Origin of the sequence: Pseudoalteromonas sp. 0303 (assembly GCF_013349995.1) — a bacterium.
In the GTDB taxonomy this organism is placed as follows: Bacteria; Pseudomonadota; Gammaproteobacteria; order Enterobacterales; family Alteromonadaceae; genus Pseudoalteromonas.
Window position 1 is genome coordinate 132523 of the sequence record NZ_JABVXF010000002.1, and the last position, 21936, is coordinate 154458.

Sequence of the window (21936 nt, forward strand, 5' to 3'; positions counted from 1 at the left end):
CTTACACTTACTAGCACCATTATAAACAAAAAGGCTGCACTTAATAGTGCAGCCTTTTTAGTTTAAACGGTTTGTATGAACCTAGCTTGTATAGCTAGGTACATAACTAACTAAGTTCTAGCCAACGTTTTTACGAGCGTTGCGGAACATACGCATCCATGGGCTATCTTCACGCCACTCATCTGGGTGCCATGAGTTAGCAACCGTACGGAATACACGCTCTGGGTGCGGCATCATCACCGTTGCACGACCGTCAGTAGAGGTAATACCTGTGATACCTTCTGGTGAGCCATTCGGGTTAGCTGGGTATTGCGTTGTTGGGTTACCGTAGTTATCAACAAACTTCACTGCCACAGTACCTGACTCAAGCGCTGCTTTAACTGCATCACCATTTGCGAACTCAGCATGACCTTCACCATGTGAAACAGCGATAGGCATACGTGAACCTGCCATACCATTAAAGAATACCGATGGGTTTTCTTGTACTTCTACAAGGCTAAAGCGAGCTTCAAAACGCTCTGACTTATTCGTTACGAAACGTGGCCAGTGCTCAGTGCCTGGGATCAATTCTTTCAATGTTGAAAGCATTTGACAGCCATTACACACACCTAAGCTGAATGTATCTTCGCGGTGGAAGAAGCTTTGGAACTGCTCACGCGCCATCTCATTAAATAAGATTGACTTAGCCCAGCCTTCACCTGCACCTAATACGTCACCGTAAGAGAAACCACCACATGCCACTAAGCCTTTAAATTGCTCAAGTGTTAAACGACCTTCAAGAATGTCGCTCATGTGCACGTCAACCGCTGCAAAGCCTGCACGGTTAAATGCCGCAGCCATTTCTAAGTGAGAGTTAACGCCTTGCTCACGTAGAATCGCCATTTTCGGCTTCGCACCCGTTGCAATGTAAGGCGCTGCAACATCTTCGTTTAAGTCAAAGCTTAGTTTTACGTTAAGACCTGGGTCTTTGGCGTCAAATTTAGCGTCAAACTCTTGCTTAGCACACTCAGGGTTATCACGACGTGCCTGCATTTGGTAAGTTGTTTCTGCCCAAATCGTACGAAGCTCAGTACGCGTATGGTTAAGAACCACATCATCACCACGAGTGAATAGCACGCGGTCATCAGCGTTTAGTGCACCAATTTCATGACTGATAGCTGCTAAGCCGTGATCTGCAAGAACTGCTTTCACCGCGTCTAAATCAGCGTTTGCCACTTGGATAACCGCACCTAGCTCTTCATTATAAAGCGCTTCGATGTCTGAACCTGTTAAGCCAGCAAGGTCAACAGTTACACCTGTGTGACCAGCAAATGCCATTTCAGCGATAGTCGTGAATAAACCACCGTCTGAACGGTCATGGTAAGCAAGTAACTTGTTATCAGCAACAAGCGCTTGCATTGCTTCATAGAAACCTTTTAATAGTGCTGGGTTATCAACATCAGGTGTCACATCACCTAATTGCTTATAAACCTGTGCAAGGCTTGATGCGCCCATACGGTTTTGACCCGCACCTAAATCAACTAATAGTAGTGATGACTCACCTTTATCAGTACGTAGCTGTGGCGTTACTGTTTTACGAACATCTTCAACACGACCAAAAGCAGTAATGATCAATGATAATGGTGCAGTAACCGATTTTTGCTCGCCGTTTTCATCCCATTGAGTTTTCATCGACATTGAGTCTTTACCCACAGGGATTGTTAAACCAAGTGCCGGACAAAGCTCTTCACCTACTGCTTTAACAGCTTCGTAAAGACCTGCATCTTCGCCAGGGTGACCTGCTGCAGCCATCCAGTTTGCAGATAGCTTGATATTTTCAAGGCCACCGATGTTAGCACACGCGATGTTCGTTAGTGACTCAGCCACAGCTAAACGAGCAGAAGCACCGTAGTTTAAAAGTGCAGCTGGTGTACGTTCACCTAATGACATTGCTTCACCGTGGTAAGTATCAAACGCAGCGGCTGTTACCGCACAGTTTGCTACTGGCACCTGCCAAGGACCTACCATTTGGTCACGCGCAACTAAACCCGTTACCGTACGGTCACCAATGGTGATTAAGAATGTTTTCTCAGCAATCGTTGGTAAGCGTAATAAACGCTGTGCAGCGTCTGCAGCATCAATGTTAGCAACGTCTAATGGTTGCGATTGTGCTTTTTTCGATTCAACTTCACGGTGCATTTTTGGTGCTTTACCAAGTAAAACATCAAGCGGAAGATCAACTGGGTTGTTACCGAAGTGGCTATCTTCAACCGTTAAGTGACGCTCTTCTGTTGCTTCACCAATAACAGCATATTCTGCACGTTCACGTTTACAGATTGCTTCGAAGCGCGCGAAGTCTTCTGCTGCAACAGCTAATACGTAACGCTCTTGAGATTCGTTACACCAAATTTCGTGTGGTGCCATACCCGGCTCATCGTTTGGAATGTCACGAAGTTGGAATTTACCACCACGACCACCGTCGTCTACAAGCTCAGGGAATGCGTTTGAAAGACCACCTGCACCTACATCGTGGATGAAAGCAATTGGGTTTGCATCACCTAGCTGCCAACATTTATCGATAACTTCCTGACAACGACGTTCCATTTCTGGGTTTTCACGCTGCACAGATGCAAAGTCTAAGTCTTCGTTTGATTGACCTGATGTCATACTAGAGGCAGCACCACCACCAAGACCGATGTTCATTGCCGGACCACCTAGTGCAATTAGCTTAGCACCTACAGGGATTTCACCTTTTTGAACATGTTCAGAACGAATGTTACCTAAACCACCTGCAAGCATGATTGGCTTGTGGTAACCACGTACTTCTTCACCGTTATGGCTTGATACTTTCTCTTCGTACGTACGGAAGTAGCCAAGTAAGTTAGGACGACCAAATTCGTTATTGAATGCCGCACCACCTAATGGACCTTCAGTCATAATATCAAGTGCATTAACGATACGACCAGGCTTACCGAAGTCTGTTTCCCATGGCTGCTCGTAACCAGGAATACGTAGGTTAGATACAGTGAAGCCAACTAAACCAGCTTTAGGTTTAGAGCCGCGGCCTGTTGCACCTTCATCACGAATTTCACCACCAGAACCTGTTGATGCACCTGAGAATGGCGCAATCGCTGTTGGGTGGTTGTGAGTTTCAACTTTCATCAAGATTTCGATGTTTTCTTGATGGTACGCGTACTCACCTTCAACATTAGGGAAGAAACGACCTGCTAACGAACCCTTCATTACCGCTGCGTTATCTTTATATGCAGATAGTACGTTTTCAGGGTTTTGCTCGTAAGTGTTTTTGATCATTTTGAACAATGATTTTGGCTGTTCGATGCCATCAATTGTCCAGTCGGCGTTAAAGATTTTGTGACGACAATGCTCAGAGTTTGCTTGCGCGAACATGAATAATTCGATGTCGTTCGGGTTACGCCCTAACTTTTGGAAGTTTTCTACCAAGTAATCAATTTCGTCATCTGCAAGCGCAAAACCTTGCTCAACGTTTGCTTTTGCAAGCGCTTCACGGCCACCACCTAAAATGTCAACTGATGACATTGGACGCGGCTCATCGTGACGGAATAATTTAGCTGCATCAGCCATATCCGCGTGCGTTGCTTCAGTCATGCGGTCATGTAATAACGCTGCAACTTCAGCTGTTTGCTCAGCTGATAAATTACCTTCTACGTAGTATGCAATACCACGCTCAACACGGTGAACTTGGCTTAAGCCACAGTTATGTGCGATGTCAGTTGCTTTTGATGCCCAAGGCGAGATAGTACCTGGACGCGGCGTTACAAGAATTAACGTGCCAGCAGGGGTATGCTCGGCAATTGTTGGACCATAAGTAAGCAGTTTTTCCAGCTTGGTTTGCTCATCAGCTGAAAGCTCGGCTGTAAGATCAGCAAAATGCATGAACTCAGCATAAACGTCAGTGACTGGAAGTTGTGCCTGTTGGCAACGCGCTAAAATTTTCTGAACTCTAAAATCGGAAAGTGCTGGTGCACCACGAAGGATCAACATAGGTATTTTCATCCGGGGTTAGGGATTGAACGATATTTTAGGCGCATATTATAGTGCAAATAACGTCTAGATTTAACTCAAAATTACGCTTTTATTTAAATAATCTTCATAACCGCTTTTATGGTTGCAACAATTAACTATCTTAGTCGTCTTTATTTCTCTGCAGGTACTTGTTCTGTATGACTTATCTACCAGCTGCCTTGTTATAGTTATTAATTTTTAAATCGATAACTAAAACTATTCGCCAAGTGACGTAGCTTAGAAGTTTTGTTATAACACTAAGGTAATGGTTTAAGGGGCATTTATAATCTATGCAAAAGTTACTCGCTATTTTTAGTTTAGTGCTCATGTTATGTGCGTGTGATATGCAACAGCAACCGTCGCAACTTGCTCATATCAAGGCACAGAACAAAATTAGAGTAGGCACATTAGCTGGCGCGAGTAACTACTATCAGGCTCCACAAGGTGTGCAAGGCTTTGAATATGAGCTTGCCCAAGAATTTGCTGACTATGTTGGTGTAGAGCTCGAGATGGTGCCTTTTTTTAATCTATCCGATATGTTTGCACGCTTAGAAAGTGGCGATTTAGATATTATAGCTTCAGGTCTTACCTATAATACGATTCGGGCAGAGCATTATCGATTTGGCCCAACCTATCGCACAATTAGCCAAAAATTAGTTTATAAACAAGGCCGTACTCGCCCTCGAGAGTTTGAGGATTTAACTGGTAACCTGACTGTTTTAGCCAAAAGCAGCCACTCGTTGGCACTACAGCAATTAAAACAACTGCATCCTGAACTTAGCTGGAACGAAACAGAAGACATGGATGAAGAAGAGCTTCTGCAAGCAGTTATCGACGGTGAAATTGATTACACTCTAGCAGATTCACACACCTTATCGCTGTTTCGCCGCTATCACCCAAATTTGAGTATCGGCTTTTCGGTTACCCGTAACGACCCTATCGCTTGGTTACTAAGAAAAGATGGTGACGACTCTTTATATGCCTTGATGGTGCCATTTTTTGGCGACGTTAAGAAAAGCAACCAGCTTTATGTGTTAGAAGAAAAATACTTCGGCCATGTTCGTCAGTTTAACTATGTGAATACCCTTGCTTATATCGAAGCAATAAAAGACACCTTACCTAAATACCAACCTTGGTTTGAGCAATACGCAGGTAACATAGACTGGCGATTACTGGCAGCTTTGAGTTATCAAGAATCAATGTGGAACCCAAGGGCTAAGTCACCGACCGGTGTACGTGGCATAATGATGCTAACCCAAGCAACAGCAAAACAGGTCGGCGTAACAAACCGACTAGAGCCTGAGCAAAATATTAAAGGCGGTGCGCAGTATCTTGCCAAAGTGATTTCTTGGATCCCTGAACGCATTCCGCAGCCCGACAGAACTTGGTTTGCCTTAGCCTCTTACAATGTTGGCTGGGGACACGTCAACGACGCACGTATTATTACCGAGCAAGAAGGTGCAAGCCCCGATAAGTGGGCAGATGTTAAAAAGCGCTTACCGCTTTTAATTAAAAAGCGTTACTATCGAAAAACCAAATATGGTTATGCCCGTGGCGATGTTGCAGTAAAGTACGTTGATAATATCCGTCGCTATTACGACGCACTGGTTTGGCTTGATGAAAATGATGCGATTGCTAACCCAAGCGAAGAAGAACAAAGCACTGAAGAAGCTCAACCTGAAGCTCAACCTGAAGCGCAAGCGAGCGAACCAAAGCCAAATGACAACACGCAACAAACCAACTCAGAGCAGCAAGAATTAGAAAACAACTAACTTCAAGCACCGAAATCTGTTTACTTGTCATCAAATGATCATTATCTTTTAGTAGAAATGGAATGGACCATGCCATGCTTTACTCTCACTTAAGGAGCACTCATGTTAAAAAGAAGACGCACGACACATAAGTTCAAGCGGAATGTTATTTACTCAACGGCGACCCGCCGTCGTATCATGCTACGTAATACACACAAAAAAGTTATTTGGCGTCGCCGCTTATTTGCGATGCAGTTAATGGAAGCACAAGTTCCTGCAACGCCGGTTGTATAACTAGGCGTTGCGAGCAGCCTGCTTTGCCGCCTTTTTCTCTTCTCTACGGCGCTTAAAAAACGCTGAAATTAACGCCCCACACTGCTCACTTAGTACATCACCGGTTACTTCAACTTGATGATTAAGCCTAGGCTCTTGCAGCAGATTCATAATTGATCCTGCCGATCCCGTTTTGGCATCTTTAGCACCAAATACCAATCGCTTAATACGGCTATGTACCAACAGACCTGCGCACATAGAACAAGGTTCTAACGTAACATACAAGGTGCAATCGATTAATCGGTAGTTATTAAGTACTTTACCTGCTTCGCGGATTGCCATCATTTCAGCATGAGCGGATGGGTCGTTATCGATAATTGAGCGGTTATAACCATAAGAAATCAGCTGATTGTCTTTTACCAGCACAGCACCAACCGGAATTTCATTAATAGCAGCCGCTTCATTAGCGTAGTTTAATGCTTTTTCCATCCAATATTGGTCGCTAAATTGTTCGCTCATATATCACACAAATATTGTAAAACTGTGAGTAATTATACCTAGTTAGTGAAAAATGTCGGCAATAAATACTGCTACACTTAAAAATTAACGCAAAATTTAGTGGCTTTTTCATGGCTCAATGGACCCATATTGCGCTATAATCTCGCGCTTTTTTTATTTAGCTTACAACACGGGTAGCAAATGAAATTTCCTGGACGCCGCAGGCATAAACATTATTTTCCGGTGGAAGCCAAAGATCCACTGACGAATCAACTTAACTCAACCGACCGACTACAACGTAGTTATATTACGGGTATCGACCAAATTGTGGTAGATATTGAAGCGAAAGTTGATCAAGCTTTCCTAGATGAATTTCAATTGCGCCGTGGCATGTCGCAAGTGATCGATAACGATATTACCAACGCGCTATACGACAGACTAAAACTCGACAATATGATCGATTATGAGTTTGCCGGTGGTACGGTAGGTAACACCATGCACAACTACTCTACCCTAGCTGACGACCGATCAGTACTGTTAGGGGTAATGAGTGAAAATATCAAAATCGGCAGCTATGCATACCGTTTTTTATGTAACACCTCTAGCCGCGTTGACCTTGACTACCTTCAGCCTGTAGATGGCCCTATTGGTCGTTGTTTTACCTTAATTGACGAGACCGGTGAGCGTACCTTCGCAATCAGCGCGGGGCTTATGAATCACCTGCGCCCTGAATCAATCGATCAGGCACTTATTGAGAATTCATCAGCACTGGTGATCAGCGCATACCTAATGCGTACTCAAGGTGATGAAACCATGACAGAAGCGACCATGCAGGCAGTGAAATATGCCAATGATGCAGGTGTCCCTGTGGTTTTAACCCTTGGCACTAAGTTCCTAATTGAACAAGACCCTACTTGGTGGGCTGACTTTGTAAAAGAGCATGTTGATATTCTTGCGATGAACGAAGAGGAGGGCCTTGCGATTACCGGCTTTGAAGATCCGCTTCTGGCAGCCGACAAAGCGCTAGATTGGACTGATTTAGTTATTTGCACGGCTGGCGAAAAAGGCTTGTTTATGGCCGGTTACGTAGACGACTCATTCAAGCGTGAAACAGAATACCCGTTATTACCAGGCGCGATTGCTGACTTTAACCGTTATGAATTTTCTCGCGCAATGCGTAAAGACGACTGCCAAAACCCAATTCGTGCGTACAGCCACACAGCACCATTTATGGGCGGCCCAGATAGTATTAAAAATACCAATGGCGCAGGCGATTGTGCTCTGGCTGCGGTACTGCATGACCTATCAGCAAACGTTTACCACAAACTTAATGTGGCAAACTCAGCGAAGCATCAGCAACCTGCTATGACCTACTCATCGCTTGCACAAATTAGTAAATACGCTAACCGTGCAAGTTATGAAGTACTTGTTCAGCACTCGCCACGTTTATCTCGTGGCTTACCTGAACGTGAAGATTGTTTAGAGCAAGTTTACTGGGATCAGTAACAGCAACTAAAAAATCGAAATATCCAGTTTCTGGGATAAACGCTCAAGAGCCGCTATCCCAGCTACTGAGTTACCATACGAGTTAAGTCTTGGCGCCCACACAGCCACAGTAAATTGATTTGGTAATACAGCTAAAATAGTACCCGACACCCCAGACTTACCCGGCATACCAACACGGTAGCCAAAATCCCCTGCAGCATCGTATAAACCACTGGTAAACAGTAACGAGTTTAACTGCTTATTTTGCCTTGCACTGAGTACTTCTTGGCCATTGGCATCTTTACCTTGGTTTGCTAAGTAATTGTAAGCTTTTGCTAATTCTATGCAGTTTAACTCTATGGCACAGAAGTTAAAGTAAGCCCATAACACATCATCAACTTCATTATTAAAGTTGCCGAATGACTTCATTAGATGCCCCATCGCGGCGTTGCGATGACGAAACTCATATTCAGAATTTGCCACTTTCTTATCAATAACAACCTGAGCATTTCCTGATAACTGACGAAATGACTCAAGCATAGAGTGCATCGGCGCAGATAAACGGCTATATAACGCGTCACAGGTGACAATCGCGCCGGCATTAATAAATGGGTTGCGTGGTATGCCCTGTTCAAACTCAAGCTGTGTAAGAGAGTTAAAAGCGGTGCCTGAAGGCTCTTTACCGACTCGTTGCCACAGCTCATCACCATAACGCTGAAGTGCTAAAGTTAAGGTCATTACTTTCGAAACAGATTGAATTGTAAAACGCGCACTACAATCACCCGCGCAATAGGTTTGCCCATCTACTGTATGAATAGCAATGGCAAACTGGTTTGGCTCAACCTCTGCAAGCGCAGGAATATAATCAGCAACCTTACCTTGGCTCAGTAATGGTTGAACTTCTTTTGTGATTTCATCTAATACATGTTGATAATCAATCTGTGACATACCGCGTCCTTTAAAACAAAAAGCCCCGCATTTGCGAGGCTTTGTAGTCTACTAAAGATGGTTTGCTATAGCGATTGCTATTAGCTCATCGCTGATTGCAGTTTTTTCATCGCTGTTTTTTCTAGCTGACGAACACGCTCTGCTGAAACGTTATACTTCTCAGCAAGCTCTTGTAATGTTGCTTTATCGTCAGCTAACCAACGTGCACTTACGATGTCTTGAGAACGTTCATCAAGGGTTTTTAACGCGCTAAATAAACGTGCATGAGACTGTTCTTGCCATTGCTGCTCTTCGATATCATCAGCAAGGTCAGCACTGCCATCTGTTAAATACTGTACTGGCGAGTATGTACTTGTCGGTGCGTCGTCATTGTCGTCGCCCGTTAAGTCAAAGCCCATATCTTGGCCACTCATACGTGATTCCATCTCACGTACTTCCTTTTCACTTACACCTAGCTCATTAGCAACTGTGCTAACCTCAGCTTGGTTAAACCAGCCTAAACGTTTTTTGTTTTTACGCAGGTTGAAGAATAATTTACGTTGCGCTTTTGTAGTTGCAACTTTCACGATACGCCAGTTTTTCAGTACGTATTCATGAATTTCAGCTTTGATCCAGTGTACTGCGAATGAAACTAAGCGAACACCTACACTTGGGTCGAAACGTTTTACCGCTTTCATCAGACCAATGTTACCTTCCTGAATTAAATCAGCTTGCGGTAAGCCATAACCTGAATAGCTTTTCGCAATATGAGCAACAAAGCGTAGATGCGACATAATGAGTTGCTTCGCAGCTTCAAGATCACCTTCTTCCTGAAGACGTGTCGCCAACTGCTTTTCTTTCTCTGCATCAAGCATAGGAATAGTGCTAACCGCTTGAAGGTAGCCGTCCATACTTGCGCTCTGTTGACCTGCAGTAAGTGCCATTGCGTATAAATCTTTACTCATTTTTCACCTCAGTGATAAACATTTGAAACCATCTTAGCACTCTTTAAGCGAGAGTGCTAACTTCAATTAAAAACTTTTTTAAAGTTCAAATCAAGTGGTTTTTGCATCTATTTTTAGTCTACGCTAACACGCTGAATAAGCCATGAATTCTAGCTTGGAGTGATATTTTGATAAATTAACAGCGACTACTATTTATCGCTAAAAGAGCAGTGTAACAACGAATTGTTACACTTTATCGGGTATTACACTTTATCGGGTTCAATTTCTTTTATGTAGCGGTTAACTGATAAGTATGAACCAACAAACCCTAAGCCTGTTGCAAGAGCGACTAAAATACCAAACTCTGTGAGTGTTAAACCAATTAAGTCAAAGCTGGTTTCATAAACACCCGCAACATCACTTACAGCAGCACCAAGCCACCACATCATTAACGCAACACAAATAAAAGAGAACAAACCACCAATAATACCGTACCAAATCCCTGTCCATAAAAATGGCGCATGAATAAAGGTGTTTGTCGCCCCAACTAACTTCATCACTTGAATTTCATCTTTCTTATCCATGATTGATAAGCGGATAGTATTTCCTATGATAAGGGTGACGGAGGTTAATAATAGTAGAGCAATGGTGATCACGCTTTCTTTTAATAAACTTAAAAGTGCATTTAATCGCTCAAGCCAAGCAATATCGAGTTTACCAAAATCAACTTCTCTTTCGCCTTCAAGTTTTTGCAGTAATTGTTTTGCCGTATTTGGCTGACGGTATCGTGCTGTCGGTGTAACAATCACAACATCAGGTAACGGGTTTGCATCTAAATATTCAAGTGCTTGGCCAAATCCTGATACTTGTTTAAATTCAGTGAGGGCATCGCCTTTTGATATAAACTCCACTTTATCTACTTCAGGGTAGAGTGCTAAACGCTTAACCAAGGTTTGCGTTTGCTGTTCGCTCATAGTTTCTTTTACGAACAACGAGATCTCTGCGGCATCTTCAAAGCCACTGCTCACTTGCGAGACATTTTTAACCACTAAATAAAGCGTCGCTGGCAGTGTTAGGCTTAATCCCAATACCGCAATGGTCATCAATGAGGCTAAAGGCGTTCGCCACATTTCACCGAGGCTGTGCACACCTTGGCGAATAAGATTAATAAAGAAGAAATAAGGCGCTGCTAAAAATGACTTCTTCTGACGTTCGTTTTGGCTGTTGCGGCTTTTAAACAATAAACTCATAGTGCCCCCTCAGCTAACGGATCGTCAATCATACGGCCATCTTTCAGTGTTAAACTGCGATAACGCATACGTGCAATTAAACCAATGTCATGGGTTGCAATGAGTACGGTTGTACCATGATTATTAAAGTCTTCGAATAAACGTAAAATGTCCATCGAAAGTTCAGGGTCTAAGTTACCGGTTGGCTCATCGGCGAGCAAAATAGGCGGAGAATTGACAATAGCGCGGGCAATACCAACACGCTGCTGCTCACCACCTGATAAGGTTGCTGGATTACACTTAGCTTTATCAAGTAACCCTACTTTATCAAGCGCACCGTGAACACGTTTAGCTATTTGCTTATGGTGCGTACCTTCAATGATTAAAGGTAAGGCAACATTATCAAACACTGAGTAACGTTCTAGTAAACGGTGATTCTGAAAGATGATACCAATATCGCGGCGCACATAAGGGATCTGACGCGATTTAACAGCATTTAAATCAACACCATTAATAAGCACCTGCCCGGCTGATGGACGCTCCATCAAGCTGATAAGTTTCAATAGGGTACTTTTACCTGCCCCACTGTGCCCGGTTAAAAAGGCCAGTTCGCCAGGCTTAATATGAAAGCTGACTTTTTCAAGGGCACGATGGCCACCTGGATATGTTTTACTGACTTGCTGAAAATTTATCATTTTAGTTATCAATCATCTTGCAGCGAAAAAGGGAGCAAGCTCCCTTTAGTTAATTATGCGTCATCCTCGTCTTGGCTAAATAGTGCATCAATAAAGTCACTACTATTAAAGGTACGTAAATCATCAATACCTTCACCAACACCAATGTAACGAATTGGGATATTAAATTTATCTGCAACGGCGAAAATCACACCACCTTTAGCGGTACCATCTAGTTTAGATAAAGTAATGCCCGTTAAACCAACACATTCATTAAATAATTTAACTTGGCTAATTGCGTTTTGACCTGTACCTGCATCAATAGTTAGCATAACTTCATGCGGCGCATCTGGGTCAATTTTCTTCATTACACGGGCAATTTTCTCAAGCTCTTGCATTAGGTTATCTTTATTTTGCAAGCGACCTGCTGTATCGGCGATTAACACATCAGCATTACGAGCCTTTGCAGCCTGAAATGCATCAAATACCACTGACGCACTGTCTGCACCTGTATGCTGAGCAATCACTGGGATGCTATTACGCTCACCCCATACTTGCAGCTGCTCAACCGCTGCAGCGCGGAACGTATCACCGGCAGCAAGCATCACTGACTTACCTTCGTTTTGAAACTGCTTAGCTAATTTACCAATCGTGGTGGTTTTACCTACACCATTTACACCCACCATTAAGATAACAAATGGCTTTTTGTCACCACTTACAACCAGCGGCTGCTCGGCGGTTTTAAGCATACTAGCCATTTCTTGCTTCATTAACTCATATAAAGCATCGCCATCTTTTAACTGTTTACGATCAGCGGCATCGGTTAGGTTATCAATCAACTTCATTGTTGTATCAACACCTAAATCGGCTGTTAGTAATTGTGTTTCTAGTTCTTCAAATAACTCATCGTCAATTTTCTTACCACTAAAAATAGACGCAAAGCCAGAACCAATATTAACGCGAGTTTTTAATAGACCTTTTTTAAGGCGTGCGAAGAAACCTTCTTTCTTTGGTTTTTCAGCAGCGGCTTGAGCAGCTTTCTCTTTCTCTAAACGCTCAGCTTCTGCTTGTTCTTCAGCAATGCGTTCTTGCTCTAAGCGCTCCGCCTCTGCCTTTTCTGCAGCAATGCGTTCTTGTTCTAAACGTTCAGCTTCTGCCTTTTCTGCCGCGATACGTTCTTGTTCTAAGCGCTCCGCCTCTGCCTTTTCTGCAGCAATGCGTTCTTGTTCTATGCGCTCCGCCTCTGCCTTTTCTGCTGCGATACGTTCTTGTTCTAAACGTTCAGCTTCTGCCTTTTCTGCCGCGATACGTTCTTGTTCTAAGCGCTCCGCCTCAGCCTTTTCTGCAGCAATGCGTTCTTGTTCTAAGCGAGCAGCTTCTGCTCTTTCAGCAGCGATACTCTCTTGTTCTAAACGTTCCGCTTCTGCCTTTTCTGCCGCAATACGTTCTTGCTCTAGACGTTCTGCCTCGGCCTTCTGTGCAGCAACTTGCTCGGCTTCACGCTGCGCCTGTTCTGCTGCAGCACGCTCTTGCTCTAATTTCATTGCAGCTTCTTGCTCAGCAAGACGAGCTTGTTGTTCTTGACGTTGTTGTTCTGCCGCTTGCTGTTCTTGAGCTAAACGTCCAGCTTCTGCTTGTTCTGCCGCAATGCGTTCTTGCTCTAAACGTTCAGCTTCTGCCTTTTCTGCAGCGATACGCTCTTGCTCTAAACGTTCAGCCTCTGCTTGTTCAGCAGCAATGCGTTCTTGCTCTAGACGTTCAGCTTCAGCTTTTTCAGCAGCAATGCGTTCTTGTTCTAAACGTTCAGCTTCTGCCTTTTCGGCTTCAATTCGCTGTTGTTCTTCTATTTGCTTCTGGTTATCAGCCTCTTTTGCTGCTTGCTCTGCTTGTTGCTTATCTGATTTGCCAAAACCAAACCAAGACAGGAATTTACTTTTTTTTGCCATACTTGCTAATAACCACTTATAAAAATCTGATAAACTTACATGAATAATAGTTTGGTGACAGTTCAGCTTTTTAGCCAAACATAAACAGGTACCATCTATCGCTAAGGTCGCAATACTATCACTTTTAGCGCAGTAGAAAAATGACACGCTAGCTATTGCATACAATATTATCTGAGCTAGTGGTCAGTTACCAATGATTAGTGAGTTAAATGAGAAAAAAATCTACAGCTAACCGCCAAGCAAAAGCAGCGAACAATAAATCAGCAAATGGTTTTATTCGTATTATTAGTGGGCAATTTCGCGGTAGAAAATTACCCGTAAAAGATGTGCAAGGCTTGCGCCCAACCACAGACCGAATAAAAGAAACTGTATTTAACTGGCTAATGCAAGATACCCGAGGCGCAGCGGTACTCGATTGTTTTGCCGGTTCCGGCGGTTTAGGTTTTGAGGCGTTATCGCGCTTTGCTGATCATGCTGTGTTTTTCGAACTAGATAAAGGCGCCGCTAGCCAACTAAAAGAAAACATTAGCACCCTTAAATTGGATAATGCCTCCGTAAAACAAGGCAATAGCCTTTCATTATTGGAACAAAACACGCAAAACGAACAATTTGATCTAATTTTTGTTGACCCGCCATTTCGACAAAACTTGGCTGAAAAAAGTTGTTTTTTACTCGAAAAAAATAGCTGGTTATCTGCCCAAGCACTTATATATGTTGAGGTCGAAAGCGAACTAAGCGACCTAGACACCCCAGATAACTGGATGCTTTTAAAAGAAAAAGCTGCCGGACAAGTAATTTGTCGACTATATCAACGCGAGACAAATTAACTCTGTTTTGCAAACCTAGTTTCTGTTAATATTATTCTTTACATGTGGTGTTGCTTCAGATTACAATACCGCACCATTTTTGAACCACTTGGTCGTTATTCGATCAACTTGAGCAACGCTCATTATTTAGGTAGGTGAATTTTTAATGCCAGTAATTAAAGTAAGAGAGAACGAACCGTTTGACGTAGCACTTCGTCGCTTCAAGCGTTCATGTGAAAAAGCAGGTATCCTTTCAGAAGTTCGTCGTCGCGAGCACTATGAAAAACCAACAGCTGAGCGTAAGCGTAAAAAAGCTGCTGCAGTAAAGCGTCACATGAAGAAGCTTTCTCGCGATAACGCACGTCGCGTTAAATTATACTAATCAGTATTTGGTCTTGTATAAATGAGCCTTTTATTAACGCTAAAAGATGCGCAAAAAGATGCGATGAAGGCAAAAGACAAAGAACGTCTTAAGCCTATCCGCATGGTACTTGCTGCAATCAAGCAACGTGAGATTGACGAGCAAATTACGCTTGACGACGACGGTATTACCGCTGTTTTAGTAAAGCTTGTTAAGCAACGTCGCGATTCTTACACCCAGTACATTGATGCGGGTCGTGAAGATTTAGCTGAAATTGAAGCCAGTGAGATTAAAGCACTTGAAGAATTCTTACCTCAACAATTGAGTGAAGAAGAAATCATTGCTCTTATTGACTCGGCTATAGCTGATACAAACGCAGCGGGTATGCAAGACATGGGTAAGGTAATGGGAGTTATCAAAAGCAAAGCTGAAGGTCGTGCCGATTTAGGTAAGATTTCTGGCTTAATCAAGCAACGATTAACTGCCTAACCCCCACATACAGATGTATGATTCAAGCAAACCGAGCCTAGTGCTCGGTTTCTTGCTTTTAGTCTTTCATAAACACAGTAATTGTGTTCAAATCTTATTTTACAACGCATAGATAGCGCAGGAAAATACAACAGCTATGGCCGGAAAAATCCCTCGACAGTTTATTGATGATTTACTCGCTCGCACAGATATTGTTGAGTTAATTGATTCGAGAGTTGGCCTTAAAAAAGCAGGTAAAGACTACCAAGCCTGTTGCCCATTCCATAACGAAAAATCACCTTCATTTACCGTTTCTCAAGATAAACAGTTTTACCACTGCTTTGGTTGTGGTGCCAATGGCAATGCAATTTCGTTTGTTATGGAATACGACAAATTAGAGTTCGTTGATGCTATTGAAGAATTAGCGAGTATGCTCAATTTAGACGTACCTCGCGAACAAGGCACAAGCTCAGGCCCGCAACGAACTGCAGAACAAAAGCGCTCTGATTACGATTTAATGTTACATGCAGCTCGCTTTTATCAGCATCAGTTAAAGCATCATGCCAACTCAAAAACGGTTATCGACTATATCAAGGGTCGTGGTTTAAGCGGTGAAACAGCGAAAAAATTCATGATTGGTTATGCGCCTAGTGAATGGGAAGCGCTATGCCAACAACTTGGCCGCAATAAAGAACAAAAAGAACAGCTTGTAGAACTAAAACTAGCCTCTGAAAAATCGCCTGGTCGTCAATTTGACTTCTTCCGTGATCGACTCATGTTCCCTATACGCGATAAACGCGGTCGGGTGATTGCCTTTGGTGGCCGTGTTATGCAAGCGGATCAAGGTCCTAAATACCTTAACTCACCAGAAACCCGTATTTTCCATAAAGGCTTTGAGCTTTATGGTTTATACGAAGCCAAGCAAGCACATAAGAAACTTGAACATATTTTAATTGTTGAAGGTTATATGGATGTTGTTGCTTTAGCTGAGCAAGGCATCGAATATGCCGTTGCCGCCCTTGGCACAGCAACGACCGCAGAACATATGCACACTTTATTTAGAACCACAGATAAAGTGATATGCTGCTACGACGGTGACCGTGCAGGTCGCGATGCAGCTTGGCGTGCACTAGAAAATGCACTGCCTTATCTTGGTGATGGTAAGTCGTTAAAGTTTGTGTTTTTACCAGATGGTGAAGACCCTGATTCACTGGTACAACAAGAAGGTAAAGACGCTTTTGAAGCTAGGTTAAGCGAAGCGGATGATTTTACTAAGGTGCTGTTTAATAAGCTCAGCCAAGAGATAGACCTTACTCAAGACGCAGGTAAAGCAAAGCTCCTTAGTGATGCCCTGCCGCTAATTGAAAAAATCCCTAGTGATTTTTACCAAGAAAATATTTTGGAACATCTTGGCCGCTTAATTGGTCGGACAAGAGAGCAATTAAATAATCGCGTTAAGTCGCCAAAGCAACAGCATGCGATTGAGCGTAAATTTAAAATAACGCCGATGCGTCAAGCGATTGGTATTTTATTGCAACACCCAAATTTGGCGACCAGCATTGCTTATATGCCAGAATTAGCTGAGATGAAAATAGCCGGTATTGAGCTATTTTTACGCATTCAGCACTTAGCACTAGAACGTGAAGGTATTACGACGGCACAAATTTTAGAGTCATTTAGGGATGGTGCTGAATATGACGCGCTAGTGAAACTAGCAACTTGGCAGCACCAAATAAATGACGATCGTTTAGAGACGGTTTTTAAAAATACTTTTAAATTTATTGAAGACCAGTGTTTAAATTATCGACTAGAGACCCTATTAATAAAAGACAAGACCCAAGGCTTAAGCAGCGAAGAAAGGCTAGAATGCCACTTACTGACGCAAGCGTTAAAAGGCAGCAACAGCTAGTCAGAATTGAATAATGCTGTTATACTGTGCTATTCACTGCGTCTAGTTAGTTTTCGTGTCGCTTAATTAGTAAGCGAGCTGGCGCCTGTTGTATCAACTTTCAGAGTGGAAGAATAAATCTCTATGGATCCAACTCCTCAGTCACAATTAAAGCTTCTGATTCAAAAAGGTAAAGAGCAAGGTTATTTAACTTTTGCAGAAGTTAATGATCACCTTCCACAAGACATTATCGACTCAGATCAGGTAGAAGATATCATTAGCATGATTAATGATATGGGTATCAAGGTAAGTGAAAACGCACCTGATGCCGATGAATTAATGATGCAAGAAACAACGACAGACGAAGACGCAGCAGAAGCCGCGGCAGCTGCACTTGCGACTGTAGAAAAAGAGATCGGTCGAACAACTGACCCTGTACGTATGTATATGCGTGAAATGGGTACTGTTGAACTTCTTACGCGTGAAGGCGAAATCGTAATCGCTAAGCGTATTGAGGAAGGTATTAACCAAGTACAGATTTCAGTTGCTGAATACCCTGAAGCAATTACTTATCTACTAGAGCAATGGGACAAGTTCGAAGCTGAAGAAATGCGCTTGAGCGACATTATCTCTGGTTTCTTTGATCCTAATAATGAAGAAGAATCACAAATCTCTGCAACACACATCGGTTCTGAGTTAAACGAAGAGCAACTCGACGAAGAAGACGACGAAGACGATGATGACGAAGATAGTGATGATGATAGCGATGATGATAGCGATGGCGACACAGGTCCAGATCCTGAAGAAGCTCGTATTCACTTCGAAAACTTACGTGAGCTTTATAACAAAGCACGCGAAACGTTCGAAGAAAAAGGTCGCTCGCACCCTGATTCACTTGAAGCTATTGCAGAAATAGGCGAACTATTTAAAACCTTTAAATTAGTGCCAAAACAGTTTGACCGTATGGTTAACAACATGCGTGAAATGATGGACCGCGTTCGTGTACAAGAACGTATCATCATGAAACAAGCTGTACAAATTGCTAAGTTACCGAAAAAGAGCTTTATCAAGCACTTTGCAAATAACGAAACTGACACAAGCTGGATTGACCTTGAGATTGCTGCTAACGAGAAATACTCAGTAGCACTTGAAACAGTTAAACCAGAAATCATTCGTTGCATCAGCAAACTAAGTGCAATTGAAGAAAGCACGGGTCTTAGCATCGAACGAATTAAAGATATCAACCGTCGTATGAGTATTGGTGAAGCAAAAGCTCGCCGTGCGAAGAAAGAAATGGTTGAAGCGAACTTACGTCTTGTAATTTCAATTGCGAAAAAATACACCAACCGTGGTTTACAGTTCTTAGACCTTATCCAAGAAGGTAATATTGGTCTAATGAAAGCGGTTGATAAGTTCGAATACCGCCGTGGTTATAAGTTCTCAACTTATGCAACATGGTGGATCCGTCAAGCAATCACGCGTTCGATTGCTGACCAAGCACGTACCATCCGTATTCCTGTGCACATGATTGAGACGATCAACAAGTTAAACCGTATCTCTCGTCAAATGCTACAAGAGATGGGTCGTGAGCCGAGCCCAGAAGAATTAGCTGAGCGTATGTTAATGCCTGAAGACAAGATCCGTAAGGTACTTAAGATCGCTAAAGAGCCAATTTCAATGGAAACACCAATCGGTGATGATGAAGATTCGCACTTAGGTGACTTCATTGAAGATACCACTATCGACTCACCTATTGATTCTGCAACCATGGAATCACTACGTGGCGCAACAAACGATGTACTAGCGGGCTTAACAGCACGTGAAGCTAAAGTACTACGTATGCGTTTCGGTATCGACATGAACACTGACCATACATTAGAAGAAGTAGGTAAACAATTTGACGTAACACGTGAGCGTATTCGTCAAATCGAAGCGAAAGCGTTACGTAAATTACGTCACCCTTCTCGCTCTGACTTACTGAAAAGCTTCTTAGATGCTAAGTAATTTAGTATCGCGTTATTAACTAAAAGGCCGCTGTTGCGGCCTTTTTTCTATTCGAGAGATATTCATGGCTTGGATCCAAATTCGCATCAACGCAAATGCAGACAACGCAGAATTAATCAGCGACTTACTCATGGACACTGGCAGTGCGTCAGTCACCTATGTTGATGCCAAAGATACCCCTATTTATGAGCCAAAACTTGGTACTGTGCAGTTATGGGCTGATACCACTGTGATTGGCCTGTATGACGCTAACCACGATATGGACAGCGTAGTAGCAACATTAAATGCTGAAACAACACTCGCCGATAAGCTCGTTTATAAAATTGAACAGCTTGAGGATAAAGATTGGGAGCGTGAGTGGATGGATAACTTCCACCCAATTCAATTTGGTGAGCGCTTATGGATCTGTCCAAGTTGGCGCGATATTCCAGATCCTGATGCGGTAAATGTATTACTCGACCCAGGCCTTGCTTTTGGTACAGGTACCCATGCAACCACTGCCCTTTGTTTAAAATGGCTAGAAAGCCAAGATTTAACAGGTAAAACCGTGGTCGATTTTGGTTGTGGCTCAGGAATTTTAGGAATTGCGGCGATCAAACTCGGCGCTGAACGTATGATCGGTATCGATATAGATCCTCAAGCTCTTGAAGCAAGCCGCGATAATGCAAAACGTAATGGCGTTGCAGATAAACTTGAAGTCTATTTACCTGAAGATCAGCCAGAGTTTACAGCTGATATTGTGGTTGCAAACATCTTAGCTCAACCACTTCGCGAACTACATGAAGTGATTTTAGGCCTTTTAAAACCGAATGGTAAAATTGCTATGTCAGGTATTTTAGAAGAACAAGCTCAGTCTGTAGCCGATGTTTATGCCCCGTTTTTAGCACTTGATGACGTGGCTGTTGAGGGTGAATGGACCCGAGTGAGCGGCATCAAGAAAGCCTAAATAGCACTAGAGTATTTACTCAAACATAATAGGTAAAGCCAGTATTTAACAGGCTTTACCTTATTTTTACAGTTAGTAGTTTCTCACTTTTTTGTGAGTAAAATTTTTTCTGTTCAAATATCAAACAAATCAACCAGCCCGTCAAACTGTTATCAAAAGTCAATACGAAAAGAGCAAAAAAAAGTCACTTTTGTTCAATTTATAGCCTTTGATTTTTGCTAAAAAAGCCGTAAACTTAGCGCCCCTTGAAAAGAGGCCAATTGAATAACAGTGCGTATCGGTTCATACCAACTTGAGAACAATGTAATTGTCGCGCCAATGGCAGGCATTACAGACAGACCATTTAGACAACTTTGCCGTCGCTTAGGTGCGGGCCTTGCTGTTTCTGAAATGCTCTCGTCAAACCCGAAAGTATGGAAAACCGAAAAATCGATGAACCGTATGGATCACAGCGGTGAGTCGGGAATTCGTTCGGTGCAAATCGCCGGAGCCGATCCTGAGCTTATGGCACAGGCAGCACAATTCAATGTCAGCAATGGTGCACAGATCATAGATATCAATATGGGGTGCCCAGCTAAAAAAGTGAATAAGAAACTCGCAGGCTCTGCCTTATTACAGTTTCCTGAATTAGTACAAGAGATACTCGATGCCGTTGTTAATGCTGTCGATGTCCCTGTCACTTTAAAAATCCGTACCGGATGGGATCAGGATAACCGTAATGGTGTCGAGATTGCGAGAATAGCTGAATGTTATGGCATTGCCTCACTGGCAGTACACGGGCGAACGCGCGCATGTATGTATAAAGGTGAAGCAGAGTACGCCACAATTAGGGATATTAAACGTTCAGTGTCTATCCCTGTCGTTGCCAATGGTGATATTACTTCACCAGAAAAAGCAAAGCAGGTTTTGGATTATACGGGTGCAGATGCCATTATGATTGGTCGAGCCGCCCAAGGTCGCCCTTGGATTTTTAGGGAGATAGACCACTATTTGCGAACTGGAGAACATTTGCCAGCACCTGAAATTTCAGAAGTGCGTAGCATTTTGATGGAGCATTTAGACAATCTTCATCAGTTTTACGGGGAGCCAATGGGAGCGCGTATCGCTCGAAAGCATGTATCTTGGTATTTGCAAACCCATGACAGTGACGGTCAGTTTAGGCGAGTATTTAATGCGTTAGATAACCCACAGGCACAAGTCGACGCATTAGAAGAATACTTTAAAACACTAGCAGCTAACTAAGAAAGAAAGAGACATATAACGATGTTCGAACAAAACGTGACTTCTCCATTTATCACAAACCCTCATGTACAGTCACACGAGAAACCACAGCCGTTGCGTGATGCAGTGAAAAAAGCTGTTCATCACTACCTAAAGCAACTTAATGGTCAAGACGTACAAGACGTATACGACCTTGTTCTTTCTGAGCTAGAAGCACCATTACTTGAAGAAGTAATGACGTACACGCGTGGTAACCAAACTCGTGCTGCAATCTTACTAGGTATCAACCGTGGTACTTTACGTAAGAAGCTTAAAAAATACGGTATGAACTGATACTGGTTATATTGAAATGGTAATCATTCTAACGAGCTATCGTTATAATTGCTTACAGCTTCATAGTAACTGGTAATAAGTTATTTGAAAAAAGCACCTTAGGGTGCTTTTTTTATAGCTGTTAAAAACTATGCAAAATCCTCACGCTTTAAACGTCGT

At 42.9% G+C, this 21936-nt stretch carries 18 protein-coding genes; 11 read left to right on the forward strand and 7 right to left on the reverse strand.

Annotated features, from left to right (window positions below):
* Positions 1-117: 117 nt before the first annotated feature.
* Positions 118-4002, reverse strand: coding sequence for a phosphoribosylformylglycinamidine synthase (gene purL / locus HUS62_RS02770; protein WP_175078466.1), 3885 nt, complete (start codon positions 4000-4002; stop codon positions 118-120).
* A 311-nt stretch (positions 4003-4313) separates the two neighbouring features.
* Between purL and mltF the strand changes: the two genes are divergently transcribed.
* Entirely contained in the window at positions 4314-5795 is a 1482-nt protein-coding gene (mltF, locus tag HUS62_RS02775) for a membrane-bound lytic murein transglycosylase MltF (protein ID WP_175078467.1), read from the forward strand.
* 102 nt (positions 5796-5897) lie between these two features.
* Positions 5898-6068 (forward strand): hypothetical protein, encoded by a 171-nt coding sequence (locus tag HUS62_RS02780; protein WP_165385080.1) that lies wholly within the window; start codon positions 5898-5900, stop codon positions 6066-6068.
* Here HUS62_RS02780 and tadA read toward each other — a convergent pair whose 3' ends face one another.
* On the reverse strand, positions 6069-6566 hold the full coding sequence (gene tadA / locus HUS62_RS02785) for a tRNA adenosine(34) deaminase TadA (RefSeq protein ID WP_175078468.1): 498 nt from the start codon (positions 6564-6566) through the stop codon (positions 6069-6071).
* A 180-nt stretch (positions 6567-6746) separates the two neighbouring features.
* Here tadA and HUS62_RS02790 point away from each other — a divergent pair, with 180 nt between their 5' ends.
* On the forward strand, positions 6747-8051 hold the full coding sequence (locus HUS62_RS02790) for an inosine/guanosine kinase (protein WP_054551050.1): 1305 nt from the start codon (positions 6747-6749) through the stop codon (positions 8049-8051).
* A 6-nt stretch (positions 8052-8057) separates the two neighbouring features.
* On the opposite strand, the gene glsB is transcribed toward HUS62_RS02790, so the two are convergent.
* The 5 genes from glsB to ftsY form a co-directional block, all read right to left on the reverse strand.
* A complete protein-coding gene (gene glsB, locus HUS62_RS02795) occupies positions 8058-8978 on the reverse strand; it encodes a glutaminase B (protein WP_175078469.1) in 921 nt (306 codons plus the stop codon).
* Between the two features lie 80 nt (positions 8979-9058).
* Positions 9059-9922, reverse strand: a complete 864-nt coding sequence (rpoH, locus tag HUS62_RS02800; RefSeq protein WP_054551048.1) for an RNA polymerase sigma factor RpoH — start codon at positions 9920-9922, stop codon at positions 9059-9061.
* A gap of 242 nt (positions 9923-10164) precedes the next feature.
* Complete coding sequence (gene ftsX, locus HUS62_RS02805) at positions 10165-11151, reverse strand: permease-like cell division protein FtsX (protein ID WP_054551047.1); 987 nt, start codon at positions 11149-11151, stop codon at positions 10165-10167.
* Positions 11148-11825 (reverse strand): cell division ATP-binding protein FtsE, encoded by a 678-nt coding sequence (ftsE, locus tag HUS62_RS02810; protein ID WP_054560978.1) that lies wholly within the window; start codon positions 11823-11825, stop codon positions 11148-11150. The genes ftsX and ftsE overlap by 4 nt, the downstream gene beginning before the upstream one ends.
* A gap of 53 nt (positions 11826-11878) precedes the next feature.
* Positions 11879-13750: a signal recognition particle-docking protein FtsY gene (gene ftsY / locus HUS62_RS02815; protein ID WP_175078511.1), complete on the reverse strand. Its 1872-nt coding sequence runs from the start codon at positions 13748-13750 to the stop codon at positions 11879-11881.
* A 209-nt stretch (positions 13751-13959) separates the two neighbouring features.
* Between ftsY and rsmD the strand changes: the two genes are divergently transcribed.
* The 8 genes from rsmD (at position 13960) to fis (ending at position 21777) form a co-directional block, all read left to right on the forward strand.
* Complete coding sequence (gene rsmD, locus HUS62_RS02820; RefSeq protein WP_175078470.1) at positions 13960-14577, forward strand: 16S rRNA (guanine(966)-N(2))-methyltransferase RsmD; 618 nt, start codon at positions 13960-13962, stop codon at positions 14575-14577.
* Positions 14578-14722: 145 nt separating this feature from the next.
* Entirely contained in the window at positions 14723-14938 is a 216-nt protein-coding gene (gene rpsU / locus HUS62_RS02825) for a 30S ribosomal protein S21 (RefSeq protein ID WP_002957797.1), read from the forward strand.
* A gap of 21 nt (positions 14939-14959) precedes the next feature.
* Entirely contained in the window at positions 14960-15406 is a 447-nt protein-coding gene (locus HUS62_RS02830) for a GatB/YqeY domain-containing protein (protein WP_054551044.1), read from the forward strand.
* 136 nt (positions 15407-15542) lie between these two features.
* Positions 15543-17294, forward strand: a complete 1752-nt coding sequence (gene dnaG, locus HUS62_RS02835; RefSeq protein WP_062566444.1) for a DNA primase — start codon at positions 15543-15545, stop codon at positions 17292-17294.
* A 123-nt stretch (positions 17295-17417) separates the two neighbouring features.
* Positions 17418-19277: an RNA polymerase sigma factor RpoD gene (gene rpoD, locus HUS62_RS02840; RefSeq protein WP_175078471.1), complete on the forward strand. Its 1860-nt coding sequence runs from the start codon at positions 17418-17420 to the stop codon at positions 19275-19277.
* 64 nt (positions 19278-19341) lie between these two features.
* A complete protein-coding gene (gene prmA, locus HUS62_RS02845) occupies positions 19342-20223 on the forward strand; it encodes a 50S ribosomal protein L11 methyltransferase (protein WP_175078472.1) in 882 nt (293 codons plus the stop codon).
* Between the two features lie 270 nt (positions 20224-20493).
* Entirely contained in the window at positions 20494-21465 is a 972-nt protein-coding gene (dusB, locus tag HUS62_RS02850; protein WP_175078473.1) for a tRNA dihydrouridine synthase DusB, read from the forward strand.
* A gap of 21 nt (positions 21466-21486) precedes the next feature.
* Positions 21487-21777 carry a DNA-binding transcriptional regulator Fis gene (gene fis, locus HUS62_RS02855; protein ID WP_002957804.1) on the forward strand — a complete coding sequence of 97 codons (291 nt, stop codon included), beginning with the start codon at positions 21487-21489 and terminating at the stop codon, positions 21775-21777.
* Positions 21778-21936: the final 159 nt, after the last annotated feature.

What these genes read in the sequence shown, in the direction of transcription:
- purL (WP_175078466.1), bottom strand. Translation starts at nt 4,002, where the DNA reads ATGTTGATCCTTCGTGGTGCACCAGCACTTTCCGATTTTAGAGTTCAG.
- mltF (WP_175078467.1), top strand. Translation starts at nt 4,314, where the DNA reads ATGCAAAAGTTACTCGCTATTTTTAGTTTAGTGCTCATGTTATGTGCG.
- HUS62_RS02780 (WP_165385080.1), top strand. Translation starts at nt 5,898, where the DNA reads ATGTTAAAAAGAAGACGCACGACACATAAGTTCAAGCGGAATGTTATT.
- tadA (WP_175078468.1), bottom strand. Translation starts at nt 6,566, where the DNA reads ATGAGCGAACAATTTAGCGACCAATATTGGATGGAAAAAGCATTAAAC.
- HUS62_RS02790 (WP_054551050.1), top strand. Translation starts at nt 6,747, where the DNA reads ATGAAATTTCCTGGACGCCGCAGGCATAAACATTATTTTCCGGTGGAA.
- glsB (WP_175078469.1), bottom strand. Translation starts at nt 8,978, where the DNA reads ATGTCACAGATTGATTATCAACATGTATTAGATGAAATCACAAAAGAA.
- rpoH (WP_054551048.1), bottom strand. Translation starts at nt 9,922, where the DNA reads ATGAGTAAAGATTTATACGCAATGGCACTTACTGCAGGTCAACAGAGC.
- ftsX (WP_054551047.1), bottom strand. Translation starts at nt 11,151, where the DNA reads ATGAGTTTATTGTTTAAAAGCCGCAACAGCCAAAACGAACGTCAGAAG.
- ftsE (WP_054560978.1), bottom strand. Translation starts at nt 11,825, where the DNA reads ATGATAAATTTTCAGCAAGTCAGTAAAACATATCCAGGTGGCCATCGT.
- ftsY (WP_175078511.1), bottom strand. Translation starts at nt 13,750, where the DNA reads ATGGCAAAAAAAAGTAAATTCCTGTCTTGGTTTGGTTTTGGCAAATCA.
- rsmD (WP_175078470.1), top strand. Translation starts at nt 13,960, where the DNA reads ATGAGAAAAAAATCTACAGCTAACCGCCAAGCAAAAGCAGCGAACAAT.
- rpsU (WP_002957797.1), top strand. Translation starts at nt 14,723, where the DNA reads ATGCCAGTAATTAAAGTAAGAGAGAACGAACCGTTTGACGTAGCACTT.
- HUS62_RS02830 (WP_054551044.1), top strand. Translation starts at nt 14,960, where the DNA reads ATGAGCCTTTTATTAACGCTAAAAGATGCGCAAAAAGATGCGATGAAG.
- dnaG (WP_062566444.1), top strand. Translation starts at nt 15,543, where the DNA reads ATGGCCGGAAAAATCCCTCGACAGTTTATTGATGATTTACTCGCTCGC.
- rpoD (WP_175078471.1), top strand. Translation starts at nt 17,418, where the DNA reads ATGGATCCAACTCCTCAGTCACAATTAAAGCTTCTGATTCAAAAAGGT.
- prmA (WP_175078472.1), top strand. Translation starts at nt 19,342, where the DNA reads ATGGCTTGGATCCAAATTCGCATCAACGCAAATGCAGACAACGCAGAA.
- fis (WP_002957804.1), top strand. Translation starts at nt 21,487, where the DNA reads ATGTTCGAACAAAACGTGACTTCTCCATTTATCACAAACCCTCATGTA.